The organism is Microcoleus sp. S13C4 (genome assembly GCF_036700865.1).
In the GTDB taxonomy this organism is placed as follows: domain Bacteria; phylum Cyanobacteriota; class Cyanobacteriia; order Cyanobacteriales; family Microcoleaceae; genus Microcoleus.
The window spans coordinates 16158-32186 of the sequence record NZ_JAUBPS010000049.1 but is presented as its reverse complement, the minus strand read 5'-3'; the positions used below and the strand labels follow the sequence as shown (position 1 = coordinate 32186).

The 16029-nt window shown below is 46.3% G+C and carries 13 protein-coding genes; 4 read left to right on the top strand and 9 right to left on the bottom strand.

Annotation, left to right across the window (positions count from 1 at the left end; translation table 11 throughout):
- The first annotated feature begins 98 nt into the window (after positions 1-98).
- The gene (locus QT996_RS19780) at positions 99-869 is read left to right on the top strand and encodes a Uma2 family endonuclease (RefSeq protein WP_333048467.1); all 771 of its coding nucleotides are present in this window, start codon (positions 99-101) and stop codon (positions 867-869) included.
- A gap of 59 nt (positions 870-928) precedes the next feature.
- Here the strand turns inward: QT996_RS19780 and QT996_RS19775 are convergent, their stop codons facing one another.
- The 3 genes from QT996_RS19775 to QT996_RS19765 are packed head-to-tail and all read right to left on the bottom strand — an operon-like array spanning position 929 to position 5165.
- Complete coding sequence (locus QT996_RS19775) at positions 929-2401, bottom strand: DUF1802 family protein (RefSeq protein WP_333048466.1); 1473 nt, start codon at positions 2399-2401, stop codon at positions 929-931.
- 4 nt (positions 2402-2405) lie between these two features.
- The gene (locus tag QT996_RS19770; protein WP_333048465.1) at positions 2406-4391 is read right to left on the bottom strand and encodes a hypothetical protein; all 1986 of its coding nucleotides are present in this window, start codon (positions 4389-4391) and stop codon (positions 2406-2408) included.
- Positions 4392-4445: 54 nt separating this feature from the next.
- Entirely contained in the window at positions 4446-5165 is a 720-nt protein-coding gene (locus QT996_RS19765; protein ID WP_333048464.1) for a hypothetical protein, read from the bottom strand.
- Between the two features lie 378 nt (positions 5166-5543).
- On the opposite strand from QT996_RS19765, the gene QT996_RS19760 reads away from it, so the two are divergent.
- Positions 5544-6056: a rhodanese-like domain-containing protein gene (locus QT996_RS19760; RefSeq protein ID WP_333048463.1), complete on the top strand. Its 513-nt coding sequence runs from the start codon at positions 5544-5546 to the stop codon at positions 6054-6056.
- Between the two features lie 409 nt (positions 6057-6465).
- Here QT996_RS19760 and QT996_RS19755 read toward each other — a convergent pair whose 3' ends face one another.
- From QT996_RS19755 to QT996_RS19730, 6 genes are all read right to left on the bottom strand, one after another.
- Positions 6466-6933, bottom strand: coding sequence for an NUDIX domain-containing protein (locus QT996_RS19755; RefSeq protein WP_333048462.1), 468 nt, complete (start codon positions 6931-6933; stop codon positions 6466-6468).
- Between the two features lie 89 nt (positions 6934-7022).
- The gene (locus QT996_RS19750) at positions 7023-7754 is read right to left on the bottom strand and encodes a peptidase (RefSeq protein ID WP_333048461.1); all 732 of its coding nucleotides are present in this window, start codon (positions 7752-7754) and stop codon (positions 7023-7025) included.
- A 91-nt stretch (positions 7755-7845) separates the two neighbouring features.
- The gene (secG, locus tag QT996_RS19745) at positions 7846-8085 is read right to left on the bottom strand and encodes a preprotein translocase subunit SecG (protein ID WP_006631642.1); all 240 of its coding nucleotides are present in this window, start codon (positions 8083-8085) and stop codon (positions 7846-7848) included.
- 556 nt (positions 8086-8641) lie between these two features.
- On the bottom strand, positions 8642-10243 hold the full coding sequence (gene gpmI, locus QT996_RS19740; protein ID WP_333048460.1) for a 2,3-bisphosphoglycerate-independent phosphoglycerate mutase: 1602 nt from the start codon (positions 10241-10243) through the stop codon (positions 8642-8644).
- Positions 10244-10672: 429 nt separating this feature from the next.
- A complete protein-coding gene (locus QT996_RS19735; protein WP_333048459.1) occupies positions 10673-11344 on the bottom strand; it encodes a retropepsin-like aspartic protease in 672 nt (223 codons plus the stop codon).
- Positions 11345-11555: 211 nt separating this feature from the next.
- Entirely contained in the window at positions 11556-12746 is a 1191-nt protein-coding gene (locus QT996_RS19730) for a transposase (protein ID WP_333048458.1), read from the bottom strand.
- A gap of 364 nt (positions 12747-13110) precedes the next feature.
- On the opposite strand from QT996_RS19730, the gene QT996_RS19725 reads away from it, so the two are divergent.
- Entirely contained in the window at positions 13111-14949 is a 1839-nt protein-coding gene (locus QT996_RS19725; RefSeq protein WP_333048457.1) for a hypothetical protein, read from the top strand.
- Between the two features lie 216 nt (positions 14950-15165).
- Entirely contained in the window at positions 15166-15930 is a 765-nt protein-coding gene (locus QT996_RS19720) for an MORN motif-containing protein (protein WP_333048456.1), read from the top strand.
- Positions 15931-16029 lie beyond the last annotated feature (99 nt).

The following is a 16029-nucleotide window of genomic DNA, read 5'->3' as shown; positions in this document are numbered from 1 at the left end:
ATTGTCAATAAGGGCGATCGAGCTTTTCGTACTCAATGCCTTGAGTGTTAAAATCAAAATTTAGTATAATAGCAAACTATAGAGATAGGTAAAAATATATGTCTCAATCTGTTGTGCCAGCAGTCGAAGAAAAACAGCTCGATACTTCGTCCACATTAACTTTTGAAGAGTACCGATTTTATCAAAGCAATGACGATGTAAAATATGAATTGTACAAAGGCAAATTAATACCGCTGGCAACAGCCACAGTTTTACACATAAAAATTTGCGAATATTTAGTTTACAAATTGCAGCGTTACCTAGCTGAATACAATCTTGACTTAGTAGTAAAAACAGGCTTAGGAGTGAGAACAGAAGAAAATTCCTCGCGTGTTCCTGATGTAGTTGTTTGCACTCAAAGTCTTTTGGAGCAAGCTGGTGCTAGACCCGGAGGGGGCATCCTTGACTTGGATGAAACGCCCTTATTAGTAATAGAAGTAGTTACCCAAGATCGGCGGAGAGACTATATAACTAAACGAGGAGAGTACCAACTAGCTAACGTACCGGAATATGTGATTGTTGACCCAACAGAAAACAGACAACGGGTGCGAGTTATGGCATTTCTCGAAGGTGATGAAATTTATACAGAGGTAAATTACTTGCCGGGTGAGGAAATGGGATCTGTAGTATTTCCCAATCTGAGATTATCAGTCAATGAAATTTTAGATCCGCCATTGGTAGAGGGGTTAATTAAGGCAGAACAAGCGCGATTGCAGGAACTTAGACACCAAACTACAACGCAGCGTGAACGAGCTGATGATGAGCATCAACGTACTGAAAGATTGGCGGCGAAGTTGCGGGAATTGGGCGTAGATCCTGATGCTGTGTAGGAAATTGGATCAAGTAAGGGCGACGAAGCTATCCCGCAGGGAATCACCCTTGACGTATCTTAATCATCTAGTGGCAAGTCGCGCAGGAAATAAAAGCGATCGCGCCGCCAATCATCTTCTTTAACTCGCCCCAAAAAACCCGTCAATGGCGAGGCAAGTTCTATTAAAATTTCGTGCATTTCTTGCAGATTCAATGGCTGAGGTGGATTGGGATTAGCATAATATGCCCCATGAAGAACCTCAACTCCAGCATTTTCAACACCTGTGATTTCTAGACGATTTTTCACGATTTTGATTAAGTGCGATCGCACTTTAAGCTTTTCCCGCACATCGTCAATATAGCGATTAACCTTAGCATCGGCTTCCTCACCAAACGGCTGTTGTTCCAAACAAGGTTTTAACTGTAATAAATCGATCGAACCTGGTTGCTTAGCTTTCAGTTCAACCAGCTTTTGCAATGTTTCCGGGCGAATTACATTCATTTTACTACCAATAGCTGCTTGATTAGCTGGATTAGTTAAAGGCCCAGCAGCCAAAATAATTTTAACCGATCGATCGAACTTATCTTGACCCAAGTGAGTCAAACCTAAATGAACCAATTGAGCGGTGACACTATTAGGTACACTTTCATGTTTGCTAGCTTTGCACTCTCCCGCTACTGGATAGGGAGTCTCGCAATAAAAGTCCAAACCACCAGCGCCGCCTGTTGATTCTGGATTGAGACTAGCTTTCGGATTGGTGTTAGAATTGGCAAAACCTAGCTTGACAAAACTTTGGCGGACTAATTTTTCAAATGTATTACCATCGCTAGAGTTGCCAATTCGTGCGATCGCACTTATCCATGCTAAATCCGGGTCTGGTTGTGTTGTGGGTAATTTTTCCGACCAACCTAGAAACATTTTGATTTCTGCGTCTAGTTGTTTGGCTTTTGGGTTGGTGGTGGATAAATGCACTAATGCACTTTGCAACTCTTCCCATTCTGGATGTTCTGGCGGCTCTAGTTTTTCCAGCTTTTGACGGCGTTTGGCAAAGATTGAGTCGCTCAACACTGGCGTTGAATCAGTAACATTTAGAGACTTTGGCAAAGATACAAAATTGCCGCTGGGATGCACTGGCATTTCCAACGGCTGAGGTAGCAGATAAACGCGAAGATGAGTTAGAAAAATATTACGTCGTTGCAGGAGAGTTTGCTGTAATGCCTCTGTTGTCCAGACTGTTAACTGCGACAAAGCCTCTAATGATTCTGGATCGTTTAGTATTTGACACCATTCGCATTTAGCCCAAGCTTTTATCAAAATCGTCTCAGAAGTTAACTGAGAAAATGAAGTTTTAGCAATTGGTAAAAAACTCGATCGGTAGTATTGCTGATGGGGGAGCAAATTAATCGAGATATTGGCTGGATATAGGGCAAATGACCTACCAGGCTCGATGAAAATTCGAGGCATGGCTGCAATCACTCGCCCTTCGATTAAGGCTTCCACATCTGGGGCAGGTAACTGCAAAGCCGTATCAACAAAAACAGAATAACTCATCCACTTATTGACCTAATAATTTATCAAGTGCTTCGTCGAGGTTGTTAATTTCCGTTGTATCAGGCAGGAAGGTATTTTCAGCCATACTTTCTTCATCCAGTTCAGCCATCTCACATCCATCCAGTTCAGCCATCTCACATTTCTCAAGCAACTCATCAGGAATCTGACCCCACTGAGCGCTAAGCAACCCATCAGGAATCTGACCCGACGGAGCGCTAAGAATTTCATTAATTAAATAATTTTCTTGGGTAAGATTTTTATGAACAATAAACTGCTGTATTTGCTCTTCTGTTACCTCGTAATCTTCGCGAGCCTTGTTGACAAAATAAATGGCTAATAAAGGCTTGATATCTTCACTTGTGAGTTTGACAAATTCTCCACCTAGTTCTGGAGAAAGAAGTTGGTCTAAACACTGTTTGCCTACAGTATTCGACTTAACATCTGTAGAACGAACTAAACAACCACGAGTCATATCAAACTTTTGATACTGAATTAACCGCTTTAATGCCGCGGTCACAAATTTTGCTCGCGATTCTTGAACTACTGCTACTACTATCTTGACAGACCGTCCATTTTCTTTACCTCGAATTCTAAAGTGGAGATAACCTCTGTCTGCCGCTCTAGTTTTTACTTTTTCAATCTCCTCAACTTGCACTTCTTCCAAGATCTCGCCTTTTACTGAAAGGAAGCCAAAATATAGAGCCTCGGCTAAAATATCGCTATCGTCAAAATATTTCTCTATTGTTGTCTCAAGTGCATTTAGTTCCTTGTTAAATGCAAGTTCAACTTGATGGAGTGGATCTGCTGCTGTTGGCGGTTGAGGCTCACCAGGCACTTTCCAATTCTTAGCACACTCCTCTAAAACCTTTCTGACAATTAACTTTTCTTTTCCCAGTTCTCTCAGTTCAGCTTCATCAAAAGGATAAACGGAATAAGGTGGAATTAAACTTTTACTGTCATAAAATTCTTGGAGCCATTGAGAAACTAGAGTCACTACATCATCAGCATTGAGATACTTTAAATCAAAAATCTTTTCACCCATTCTAGCTGTGACTGACTCTGCCTGCGGTAATGCTCTAATGTTAAACCAAGTTTCATCAAACATAGCTGTCATTAAGACACCTCGTTTTATTTTACCGTACAGGTCTTTTACTAAGAGTGCGACGACCTGCGCCCTGTTGAAACCAGCTTCATTCCGATCTACACTCTCTAACTCATCAAAGCCAATTACTAGAGTTCTGTAATCACCGATTAAGTCTAAAATTTGGCAAACAGTCTGCAATGCTTCGCCTTCTTTATCCTCTTCTGTAGAATTTGGTAAACCCATTGCATCAGCTTGTCCCTGTGCCAAGGCTTTTCCAGACAGCCAGTTGGTTGCAAAGCTCACTTTATCTGAAGAAAGTGTCCACAGAATAGCCTGGATCAAATAAGGATTTTCGATGTTTGACTTGACTTGAAGCACTTTTTCAGTTAAGCGATCAACTAATTTAGGATTTTTAGCCAATGCCCCCGAAAATTGCTTGACTAAATTTTGAGGTATGTGATTTTTTCCTAATGCCTCATTTATCAAAGCAGTTGCTAATTCTTGCCACTGCATTACGCCTTCGTTACCAATCTGTTTCAGGCTTAAAGACAAAGTGTTTAGAAAGTTAGCGTTGACTCGGTTTAAGTTTCCATAGTCTACGTCGCTCATATAAACAAAGAAAGAACCACCTTCTTCTAGAAGGCGGGTGCGAATCCGACTCATTAAGTGGCTTTTTCCTAGACCTTTTTCAGCTCTGATCGTGATACCACTAACTGTGCGATACCCGGCACGAATTTGCTCGATTGCTTGAAAAACACCATCAGAGGCATGAGCATTGATAGAAGGAACATCAGGAAAACTTGGCTTCCAAATATCATTGCTCCTGACTATTAACGATCTGTCAAAAGGGTTGTGACTTGCAATAGCTTGATCGAGATATGCGATTGAGGAGTGAAAGTCATTCATCGTTTTGTGTGAGTGTGAAGATAAAGGAGCGAATGCACTACTAACTCAAGTTAATTAGGTTAAACGCTTGACATAGCAGCGCAAACCGTTCACTTTTGTGGTGATAGAATCTTCGATTTTGTCGGGGGCACTGTCTTCTACACTGCCACCTATAAGTTGGAGAATATCTTGAGCCTGCATTTCCAACAGCCACTCATTGAACTCCGATCGCCCTACCCTTTCGCCGATCGCCCGCCGCATCCGATAAATCGGCACTAAATCGTCTAAGTTATAATCCCGGTTCAAGCTGTCATATACATCCAATGCCACAGCCTTAAAATCGTCATAGGATGCGATCGCCCCTACATCCCCCTTCCCCTTCTCAACCCCAACACTCGCCGCACCATCCTGATGCCGAATCCACTTCAACAAAGAATTTCCCAGCCGAGTACCAATTTGAGAACCATCAAACTCAAACAAAGAATCCCGACTTTTGAGCCCCTGCGCTAAAACTTCTTTCCCCTTAGCGCTCAATTCCACCAGCGTCACCCGATTTACCAGCGAATACTCGATCGCCCCAGTCGCCTGCAACTCGCCCAGCACTTCCAGATATCTCTGACTCGTCTCATTAGTCCGCACAATCCGCTTAGTCAAATCCCCCTTTTTCACCATCATTTTGCCGCCACCCAAATCCCACAAATTCAGCAGTACCCGAACTTTTGCCTTAGCATCCCACACCGCTTGCTCTTCGGCTGTCAAAGTCTTAGACACCGCAATTTCATCTTTCTCAGACATCTTCATACCTTTAAATACTTGTTCTTAGTATCAAATTTTATCATAAACTTTGCTGACAAACATTTCAACTTTTCAGCAAAATCCCGCGCGCGGCTGTACACAAATTAGGCAAATTTTATTTTAAAATAATTGTGATTGACTAAAAGAAAATCGTTTGATATAATAGCTAATCTAACCAGCGATCGCACTTCAAATTCTCCACAGCAAATGCGATAAAACCATCTGAAGCACAGCCCGCTTTCCTCTAGCAAACTCAACAAATCTAGCGATCCCAACCTTAATCAACCACCTGCAACCCAGCTTAACTGCGACTTTAGTTCAATGCCAGATTCAGCCTTTAGAAAGACGAATTCAACCTAAACATCTTGTTACATTGCAATGGCAATCAAAACATTGAACAACATTTTACCCATGAAAAATATTCCCGACCAAATTTCCGACATCAAAGAAAAACTTCCCGATTTGACTCCCACCCCTCCCGGTTTAAAAGCTCAAGCATCTAGCCACGACCTTAAAGCCCGTTTAGATTGGGGCGAACCCGGACTCACAATCATCGACGCTCGTGATTTTGAAAGCTTCACCAAAAGCCACATTACCGGCGCCGCAATGATGCCAATAGACGACTTAGTAGAGCGAGCAAAATCCAGCCTAGAACCAGTCCGCGACATCTACATCTACGGCGAAAATGACCAAAAAACTGCCGAAGCTGCTAATCTTCTCCGCGCAGCAGGCTTTCAAAAAGTAGCTGAATTAAAAGGCGGAATTGCTGGTTGGAAAGCCATTGACGGCCCCATGGATGGCGCTGTCGAACACGATACTCCTGGCCCCGATGCCTACAACGTTTTCTCTCGCTTGCAACACCACGCCGAAGCCCAGAAAACCCACAAATAATCCCACAGAATACCTAGATACCCGACTTTTTCAAGAGGTGGGGTATCTAACAAAACAATTCGTTTGTAGTAAGGACTGGAGCCCTCTCTTAAAGCTTGTGGCCACTAAGCACTAACGTCCTTACTACAAACTTAATTGCGATCGTATAACCCGACTAAATATTAACAGTCGTGGACGCAAAAAGTGCTTTGACACGCTACTTATAGCGCAATACGCTTGGGTTAAAACTATTTATTCCTCGGAGATCCCCCTAAATCCCCCTTAAGAAGGGAGACTTTGAGCAAGTTCTTGTCCCCCCCTTTTTTAAGGGGGGCGCCAGGGAGATCGAGCTTAACGGAACCGTATTGACTTATAGTGTAAGGTTCGCATTCCGCACCCTACATAAACAACTGTGTGCATCCAACAATGATTAAGACTGCTTCCTCGCGTCCAAAAATGCTTTGACTTCCCTTAAAATTTGCCGATTCCCATCAAAAGTAATCAGCTTAACTGCATCCTCAAAGGAACTCCAGGCCGAATTTTGAACTTCCTCTACTTGCAACTGAACTTCCATTGACTTTACAAAAGCCAAAAAGTAAGTAACAGTCTTTTCAATTGATTCTCCTTCCTTCGCAGAGGAATAATGTTCCACAGAACTAGGCTTCCCTTCCTTAACAAAGGAATAACGTTCCACAAAACTAGGCTCCGCAAGCACTTCACAATCGCGGATGCCAGTTTCCTCCTCAAACTCCCGCTTCGCCGTTTCTAACGCAGATTCCCCCGGATTCGCGTGACCTTTGGGAAACGCCCAATGTCCGGCTTGATGTTGAATCAACAAAAACAAACTATCAGTTTCAGTTGCAAAAACTGGCACAATCCCAAAAGCTTCATCTTTCATCTTTCTTCCTTTTCCTATTAACTATCGTGTTCTTAAAGTCCGCGAAGACGCGCTTGGTTTGTGTAGAAGCCAATTCCATTCGCCCGTAACTATAATTCCCACCCCAACCGAGTCGGCTGTTCATAAACCCGCTTCAAAGTATTAACATCCCTGGCTGAAATAGGCGGAGGATTTCTCACCTGAGAAAAATAAAGCACATCAGTTTCCATCAAACTGTGGCCCCAAATTCCCAAAGCGTGACCCAACTCGTGCCGCGCCGTCGCCGGAACATACTTACCCACTTGATTCGGATTCAAATAAACCGAAAACCGATGAGATAACACCGTTTTCTCCCCATCCCGACGGGCGTACAATTCATAGGTGGCCTCTCCAGAGCGCGATCGCAAAACCCCTTGACGCAAAGGCGGAGCCCGACGTAAAATCCTAATATCAGCCACCTCCGAACTATCCACCACTTCCAAAGGCAAATAAACCCCCCATTCCCGGACAACATCCAACACAGCCGCCACCCATTCTTCAGACTTATTAGCATCAACGGGACGCTCAACATAAACCTGAATCGGAAACTTAGACCACAACAAATGACCGAAATTCGGTGGCTTAACCTGGTCAAAATAATCACCGCTATCCGTGGAATCTTGCCAATTTGCTAGCGTTGGCGGCAAAGGATGAACCTGTGGATTCGGCAAACTATTCGGGAGAGGAGAAAGACTCGCCGCCGGAGTATTAACCTGACTAAAAATTATCAGGCTAAAACAACATAAAGCCAATTCCAAACCAGCCAGAAATCGAGGTTTTAGCGTAACTTTCCACAACCGCATTTTTGCAACCGCAGATAGACACAAATAAACGCAGATGAACTTGATATTATCTGCGTCTATCTGCGTTCATCTGCGGTTAAAAATCCAAATCTTATAACTTAGGCGCCAACCAACCAGCACTCAAAATCACAGTCAAACCCATAAAAACAATAGACAGACCCCAAGTAATCCGGTTCAGACTCGTTTCCGCACTCTTGGCGCTGGTAAACAATTGAGCTTGTCCGCCAATCCCTCCAATGCCATCGCCTTTAGGACTGTGCAGCAATACAAAAATCACAAGTCCTAAAGCAGACAAAGACCAGATAACTTGTAACACAGAAATAATATTCATAATCAGGGGTAATTGGTAATTAGTAATCGGTAATCAATCATCATATCAAATTCGGTCGATCGCACACAATTTATGCACGGACACTCCAAGAGCCCATTGGTGTCAACTTAAGACTAAAACCCTTGATAAATATCGCTTTTACCTGAGTCCAGATCCCCCTAAATCCCCCTTAAGAAGGGGGACTTTGACCGGACTCTTGTCCTCCCCTTCTTAAGGGGGGCTAGGGGGGATCGAATCTTAAGTCCAGATCCCCCTAAATCCCCCTTAATAAGGGGGACTTTGACCGGACTCTTGTCCCCCCCTTATTAAGGGGGGCTAGGGGGGATCGAATCCTAATCGTCAAACAGCAGACCCCTACTACGTTGTTGTAGTCAAGTTTCCATCCCCCTAAATCCCCCTTAAGAAGAGGGACTTTGATCCATTTCCGGTGCCCCCCTTCTTAAGGGGGGCTAGGGGGGATCTAGGCTTAATAGTCAAACAGCATTCTGTGACTGGGTTTGACGTTAAATTGACACGAAGAAGGGCGAGAGCCTTTTTCCCTACTGCTGCGTCCCTACTAAAGTCGAACTCGCACCGGAGTTCGATTGGCGCGAACTTCAAAATTAGCGGGTTCAATCATAGAGCGTCCCGTCATCTCCGGGGGCTGAGGCAACCTCAACAGCTCCAGAATCGTCGGCGCAATATCCGCCAAACAACCATCCGTCCTCAGAGGAACATCCGTTCCGTGACCGGGAATCTTCCGACCTTCGCCTTCTACCAGAATAAACGGAACCGGGTTAGTAGTGTGAGCCGTCCAAGGATTCCCGTCCTCGTCAAACATCTGCTCTGCATTTCCGTGGTCAGCAATAATAATTGCCGTTCCCCCAACTTTACTAATGCTACTCAACAGCCGCCCCAAACATTTATCCACAGTTTCGATCGCAATTATCGTCGCATCCATCATCCCCGTATGACCAACCATATCCGGGTTAGCGTAGTTAATCACCATAAACGAATAAATCCCCTTTTCCAAAGCCGTCACCACCCCATCCGTCACCACGGCCGCCGACATCTCGGGCGCCTCATCGTAAGTCCCCACCATCGGACTCTGCACCAACTCGCGGTGTTCCCCTGGAAAAGGCTCTTCCAGACCCCCATTAAAAAAATAAGTCACATGAGCGTACTTTTCAGTTTCCGCCGTCCGCAACTGCTGCAAACCGTGCTTAGAAATCACCTCGCCCAGAATATTGTTCAAATTCTGCGGTTCAAAAGCCACCATTACCGACGACAACTTCGGGTCGTACTGAGTAAAACTCGCAAACGTCAGCGGCTCAATTAACTGCCGTTCAAATCCCTTAAAATCGGGAGATACAAAAGCCTGAGTCAATTCTCTAGCCCTGTCCGGGCGAAAATTAAAGAAAATTACCCCATCCCCGGATGCCACCGCCCCCCGCGCAATCCGAGTCGGAACTGCAAACTCGTCGGTCACTCCTTCAGCATAGGAGGCCTGCAACACATCAACAGCCGATCGACCGTCAGGCGCGCCCTCCGTCGTCATCACCTCGTAAGCGCGGTGCACCCGATCCCAGCGCTTGTCCCTGTCCATCGCGTAGTAGCGGCCGCTGATTGTCGCAATCCGACCTACCCCTACCTCTTCGATATAACTTTCAATTTTGCCTAAAGCTTCGACACCTTCTTTCGGAGTAGTATCACGGCCGTCTGTAATCGCGTGAATGCAAACCTCAGAAATTCCCTGTGCCTTTGCTAATTGCAGCAAACCCTTAATATGACTGAGATGGGAATGAACCCCGCCCTCGGAACAAAGACCAGTCAGGTGCAACTTGCCACCTCGAAGCCGCACTTTCTCGCAAAGCCCAACCAGCGCCCGGTTGTTGAGCAAAGAACCGTCTTCGACGGCATCCGAGATCCGCACCAACTCTTGAGGAACGACGCGGCCTGCGCCCAGATTCAAGTGACCAACCTCTGAGTTACCCATTTGCCCGTCTGGCAGCCCTACCGCCCGACCCGATGTTTTAATCAGAGTTCTGGGATAAGCGGCCCAGAGACTGTCCATCACGGGTGTTTTTGCCGCGGCGATCGCATTTCCGTCTTTTTCTTCACGATAACCCCAGCCGTCTAGAATAATCAGCACTACAGGAGATACAGACGCTTGTGCCATGTGAATACCTTATTTACAATAATTAATTTCTCGATCGTCATGATTTCCGATTTTGCGGAACATCTGCCGCTAATCAGTTTACATATTTTCTAAGCTCCCGCTGAACAAAGCCAACCAAATTTCCCTCAGTCACAGCATTTTGGGAACTAAGTGCGACTGCTTTGCGAATTGTTTAATGGGTTGCCTGGGCTTGAACTGTGAATCCACAGTCGAAGACTGTTACCGATCTCACCAACAGCGGCCGTGCTTTTGCGGCCAGATTTCACGGATAGTTTAACCGTCGGTGGCTGTTGAAACACTAGAAACCATACCATACTTGGTTGGGTTTTGCTACTGCCTCAAAAAATAAATTTAACAGCCTTGACGGGGCTGCGAATAACTTTACAGGACAGGAGTTGAGCAAAAATCGGTTTCCGACTCAGCTCACTCTCAGCGGACATAAAATTCTACAACATCTTTTTTAATTTTTATATCGTAATTGCCAAAGAAATCGTGACCGAGCAGACCAATTTGCATTTGTTTGGCGATCGCCACTTCGACATTTTGGATCACAGCACCCCCAACCCGAATTGATCGCACTACGCCGATCGGCAACTCGACAACGCTACCGTCAGCGATCCCCGCTCTCACAGTACGCACCGGCCTCACTCCCAGTGCAGTAGCCATCTGCTGAGAAATCAAAGTGCCGCTCGCCCCGGTATCGAGAATCATTTCAAAAGTCTTGTTGCCGTTAAATACCACATCAATCACCGGCGTCCCGCCAGCGCGGCGCTTAATTTTAGCTTGAAATACCTGTGGATTCCCCGGTGGCTTCGCCGGTTGATTTGCTCGCGGTTTGGCACCAGCATTTGACGGGTTCCAAAACTGAGAGTACAATTCCCCAGTTGTCAATCCCGAACCTGCGATCGTGCGATTCCCTTCGGGATAGCTCCGCTTCACGAGCGACTGGAAACTCACATCGGGCACCAATGTCATCACCTGGGTTTCTGGCTGATGTGAACGAGAATGTACCTCTGCCCCCCCCACCGATCCCAGACCAACCACAACGCTCGCACAAACCAAGCCCGATCGCCAAATTCGCTTGAGAATCACTTTTGCCATTATCTAAATACCTTAATTGATTCAATATGTCGAACAACAACCGCCACTGATATCCTAACCCGCTCCCAAAAACCGATCGCTCGTGAAGCGGAGCTATCCCGAAGGGAATCGACCGATCGGCTCATCAGGAAAACTTGGCAATTTTCAAGCGATCGTATAACATCGAACACACTTGACACTCCCCAGCCTGAAGGCGTGGGGATTCTTTGATCTACGAGCCAGTTTGCTGAGGCAGGATTTCTCCAGCAACAGTAGAGACTAATTCTCCCAAAGAGTTGCTTGGTTCAAGACCAAAGGTTCCGGTATGCCCTACCGTACCTAATCCTCGACTAAGGATATTTCTAGCTGCGTTTTCGTCCCGATCCAAGACACAACCACATTGACAAGCATGAGTTCTTGTAGATAGGGTTTTTTTCACGATTTGACGGCAGCTAGAGCATTCTTGACTGGTGTATTGGGGATTCACCGCAACCGTGATTTTCTTAAACACTTTCCCAAAGTATTCAAGCCAAACACGAAATTGATACCAAGATGCGTCATTAATGGACTTAGCCAGACAATGATTCTTCACCATGTTTTTGATTCTCAAATCTTCGTAAACGACTACATCGTTTGATGAGATTACGCACCTTGCTAATTTCACAGCATGGTCTTTACGTTGTCTACTTATTTTGAGATGGCGCTTACCTAGAATCTGCCGAGCTTTGCCCCTGTTTATTGAACCTTTCACTTTCCTGGATACGCGACGCCCATAGCGTTTGAGGACTTTCTCACCTTTTCTTAAAAACCTCGGGTTTTCAACCGTAGTTCCGTTTGAATGGGTGTAATATTCCTTCAATTCCACGTCTAATCCGATCGTAGTACCAGAGGGTTCTGTGTTTTCTTTTCTATCGACATCCACACAGAATTGGACGTACACGCCATCAGCACGTTTGACCAATCTCACCCTTTTTATTTGGCTAATTTGGTAAAAATGTAGCTCGCGTGTGCCTTTGAGTTTTAATCGTCCAATTCCTTTTTTATCGGTAAAGTTGATTGATTTCCGATCGTCAGCAAGTTTCCATCCAGTGGTTTTGTATTCCACCGAACGGCCATCTGTTTGAAATTGTGGATACCCTTTTTTACCAGGAATATTTTTCTTGCAGTTATCGTAAAATCGGGAGATAGAAGACCATGCCCGTTCTGCACTAGCTTGTCTTGCCATTGAGTTGAGTTCGTCGGCAAAGGGAAAATCGCGACCTAGTACGGCGCAGTATTTATTTAAGTCGTTTTTGCCCACTTTCTTGTTGTCCATCCAATAACGCAAACAGCTATTGCGGACAAACTTAGCGGTACGAATTGCTTCGTCTACTGCTTTGAACTGATTCGATTTTCCGTATGCCTTAAACTCAAAAACTAACATGGCCTTACCTCCCATCTTATACTAGACCTGTTGCAAAAAAAATATGTGTTATCCTTAAGAGTTTGCTCAAGTTTAGGTCAAACTTTGAATTATTGGGTTGATTGGCATCTCCTTAAACTTGCCCAGCCTGCTAGATTATAAAATTGGCTAAAGTTTCCATAATAGCACAAAATTATTTTGCAAGAGGTCTACTATAGGTTCCAGCATAAAATGTTCAGTAAGTTATTAATACGTTACAATTAAAGCCGTCCTAAAAGGACGGGGTTGAAAATCCAAATTTTTGATAAACTTATAAACGGCAACAGGCTGTAATTGCAGAGCCTGGTTGGATATCTTGAAATTAAGCATTTGGGGGCGATCGGCAATGCACAAACTTTTATATTTTGCGACTATAGGACTACTAGCTTTCTCGATCGCAGGCTGCGGTGGCGAGAGCAGCAACACAGCCAGCCCCAGCCCCAGCCCTAGTGCAGCTTCTCCGTCTCCGGCAGCCTCGGCCAGCCCCACCCCAGGAACTCAGACATTCCAGTCTCCAGTAGTAGCGGCCCAGCCTCCAGGGTTAATTCGATCGACCAACCCAGACGAACGAGCAAGACAGGCTCAAACAGGAATCGGCGACAACAAAAACAGGAATCCAACGCTTCCGCTTCAGCCGGTGCCACAAGGCCCTTTGACAGCCAATCCTTCTCAGTTAGACCCCTTTGGGCCGCTGCCGCCGATCGCAGTTCAAAACCCTCCAGGAGCCAACCCAGCGCCGGGCGCATTCCCAGCAGGGCCGATGACAGTCAATCCGTTGCCCAAACTGCCACAGCGACAGGTGGCGATGATACCCAAACTGCCAGAACTATCCCGCCCAGTCCAAATTGGAGGAACTAAGCTTAAAGGCCCGGCCGCTCCCCAAATCAATCTCAGCCCGACAGCAAGAGGCGTTGTCAGGGAATTCAGGACGCTTCAGGCTTTGCTAGATGAGACCACAAAATATTCTGAGTACAATGACGATGTGAGTACATTAAGAGGGACTATTTACGGAGATGATGGTTCAACCAGACGAGAGTTACTCCTAACTAACCGACCATTATTCCGAAGAATAGAAAGTGCCCTGGGTGAATATGAGACAGCCTCAAGCTTTTGGAGGGTTTACGGAGATAAATCACCTCCTGATGCTGTCCGGTGTTCCCTAGTGCCGGAAATTGCAGAGGCAATTGAGATATATCGACCGCCGACAGAAAGAAGGGGGGAACTTTCCTGCGTGACGCGAACAAATTTGCTGCAAGCAATTTGGCGACAGGGCAAGAATAGACTTGATGCAGCCCTCCGCGATCAAGACTATAACGCGCGAACACTCGCAAAAGCGCCTCTTCTGCCAGTTCTATCCGAAAGCACGGAAAATCCTAAGCCAGAAGGCGAGAAGGCTTTGGGTCGGCAAGTAGCCTCGTTGCCACCAGTACCTGGGCTAAGCCCCCCGCCAATAGGGCGCCGCCCAGGGGGATCTCCGTTAATAGCAGCGGGCCCCGGAGATGCTTCTCTGCCGGGAGGCGAAGGCGCACAAATAGGCTCGCCGCGCCAAGTTCCGGGGCTGAATACGCCTCAATTGGGCCGTCGTCCAGGACAGCCTGGTTTTTCAGGAGGCGATGGAGCACAAATAGGCTCGCCGCGCCAAGTTCCGGGGCTGAATACGCCTCAATTGGGCGGTCGCCCCATTCCAGCAACAACTACCGGTAGGAATCCGCGCCGTCCAGCACCCCCGCGCCCACCCCAGCCAATTGCAGCTAGACCCATAGGAGTGCCTGATCTGCCGGAACTGCCAGTAGACAAGCGCCCTCCCCAGTGGAGAGACCCCAATCCCCCACCTCCTCCGCAGATCCCAGTAGTTCCTGCACCACCGCCACCGCCTTCTACTGACCTTGCTACAGGCACTGAAGTCAGCGGGGTGGTAAAAGTCGGGAACGAGACGCAAGTGATTGTCAAAGTACCGAATGAACCAACCAGCCGATATGTCAAAGTCGGGCAGCGGTTGTCTAACGGGCAAGTGTTGGTGAAGCGGGTGGATATCAAGCCCGGAGCCGATCCCATCGTGGTTCTGGAGGAAAACGGCGTTGAGGTAGCCAAAGCTGTTGGCGAAAAACCCGCCAGTCGCCAAGCACAACCAGCAAATGCAGTTATTAGCCGTCTCCCAAATCCAAATAGCTCAGCGCGACGCTGAAAATTGACAGTAAAGCAGGAAAAATGCTAAAGGCAAAAACTCTAATTTTTGCCTTTTTGCATTTATGGCTGATATCGAATCTGAAGGTAAAATTAATATAGAGTGAGTTAGTCGCTTCTGGGAAGAAACATTAGGGATTAAAAAATAGAAGACTTTTCAGCGAGTCTTAGCTTCTAGAAAATCCCTATTAGTAATGGAAGTCAAAGGAGATTTCTCATGCTCGGTTCAATTCAAAAATTAGGGATGGTGATATTAGTTGCTTCTTGTATCGGAAGCGCCACTAATCTCTTGAATCCCCAGCCATCAATGGCTCAACCAAAACCAGAGCCAACACCACAGCCAAAACCCGAAGAAGGAAAACGCCCTCCCTTCTGCCAAGGAAACCCTCCTACGGGAAGAGTGAAATGCAATTACGAGGGAGGCGATAACTACGAGGGAAATTTCGTCAACGGCCTGCCCGACGGCAGTGGCGTCTACGTGTACGCTAATGGCGATCGCTACGAAGGACAATTTCGGAATGGAGTACCAAATGGCAGAGGGACATTCATTTTTAAGGATGATGGCCGCTACATAGGCGTGTTCCAAGACGGCACTATGAGATCGGGGACGGTCGTTTTCCCCAACGGCGAGCGCTACGTTGGAGACTTCGCAGTCGTCAGGAACGTTCAGACTGATGTTATTAGCAGCCAACCCGCAGGGCGGGGTCAATTTTTTTACTCCAATGGCGATCGCTATGAAGGACAATTCTTTGCAGGTTCGCCCTTTGGCCCAGGGGTATTAGTACGCAAAGACGGCACTCGCTGTTCCGGCCGATTTTTTAATCAAGAACTTGACGCTAGTGTCTCCTGCACTTTCCCCAACGGTACGCGCTATGAAGGAGAATTGCGAAAGGGAGTGCCTCACGGTGTCGGAACGATGATAGATGCTAGCGGCAGGCGCTTTCCGGGGGTATATCGCAACGGCAAACCCGGAGTTTCGTAAAGCATAAATTGAGGTTTTCAGGCCACTTTTGACCAGAAATCGGACAAAAGACAAATGACGAAGGAAAATAATATCCAGAAGCGTATAGGAGAGACTTAG

Bases quoted from the DNA above. Each gene is read 5' to 3' on its own strand.
- secG (WP_006631642.1), bottom strand. From the start codon at position 8,085: ATGAATATTATTTCTGTGTTACAAGTTATCTGGTCTTTGTCTGCTTTA.
- QT996_RS19750 (WP_333048461.1), bottom strand. From the start codon at position 7,754: ATGCGGTTGTGGAAAGTTACGCTAAAACCTCGATTTCTGGCTGGTTTG.
- QT996_RS19735 (WP_333048459.1), bottom strand. From the start codon at position 11,344: ATGGCAAAAGTGATTCTCAAGCGAATTTGGCGATCGGGCTTGGTTTGT.
- QT996_RS19765 (WP_333048464.1), bottom strand. From the start codon at position 5,165: ATGTCTGAGAAAGATGAAATTGCGGTGTCTAAGACTTTGACAGCCGAA.
- QT996_RS19780 (WP_333048467.1), top strand. From the start codon at position 99: ATGTCTCAATCTGTTGTGCCAGCAGTCGAAGAAAAACAGCTCGATACT.
- QT996_RS19730 (WP_333048458.1), bottom strand. From the start codon at position 12,746: ATGTTAGTTTTTGAGTTTAAGGCATACGGAAAATCGAATCAGTTCAAA.
- QT996_RS19755 (WP_333048462.1), bottom strand. From the start codon at position 6,933: ATGAAAGATGAAGCTTTTGGGATTGTGCCAGTTTTTGCAACTGAAACT.
- QT996_RS19720 (WP_333048456.1), top strand. From the start codon at position 15,166: ATGCTCGGTTCAATTCAAAAATTAGGGATGGTGATATTAGTTGCTTCT.
- gpmI (WP_333048460.1), bottom strand. From the start codon at position 10,243: ATGGCACAAGCGTCTGTATCTCCTGTAGTGCTGATTATTCTAGACGGC.
- QT996_RS19775 (WP_333048466.1), bottom strand. From the start codon at position 2,401: ATGAGTTATTCTGTTTTTGTTGATACGGCTTTGCAGTTACCTGCCCCA.
- QT996_RS19725 (WP_333048457.1), top strand. From the start codon at position 13,111: ATGCACAAACTTTTATATTTTGCGACTATAGGACTACTAGCTTTCTCG.
- QT996_RS19760 (WP_333048463.1), top strand. From the start codon at position 5,544: ATGGCAATCAAAACATTGAACAACATTTTACCCATGAAAAATATTCCC.
- QT996_RS19770 (WP_333048465.1), bottom strand. From the start codon at position 4,391: ATGAATGACTTTCACTCCTCAATCGCATATCTCGATCAAGCTATTGCA.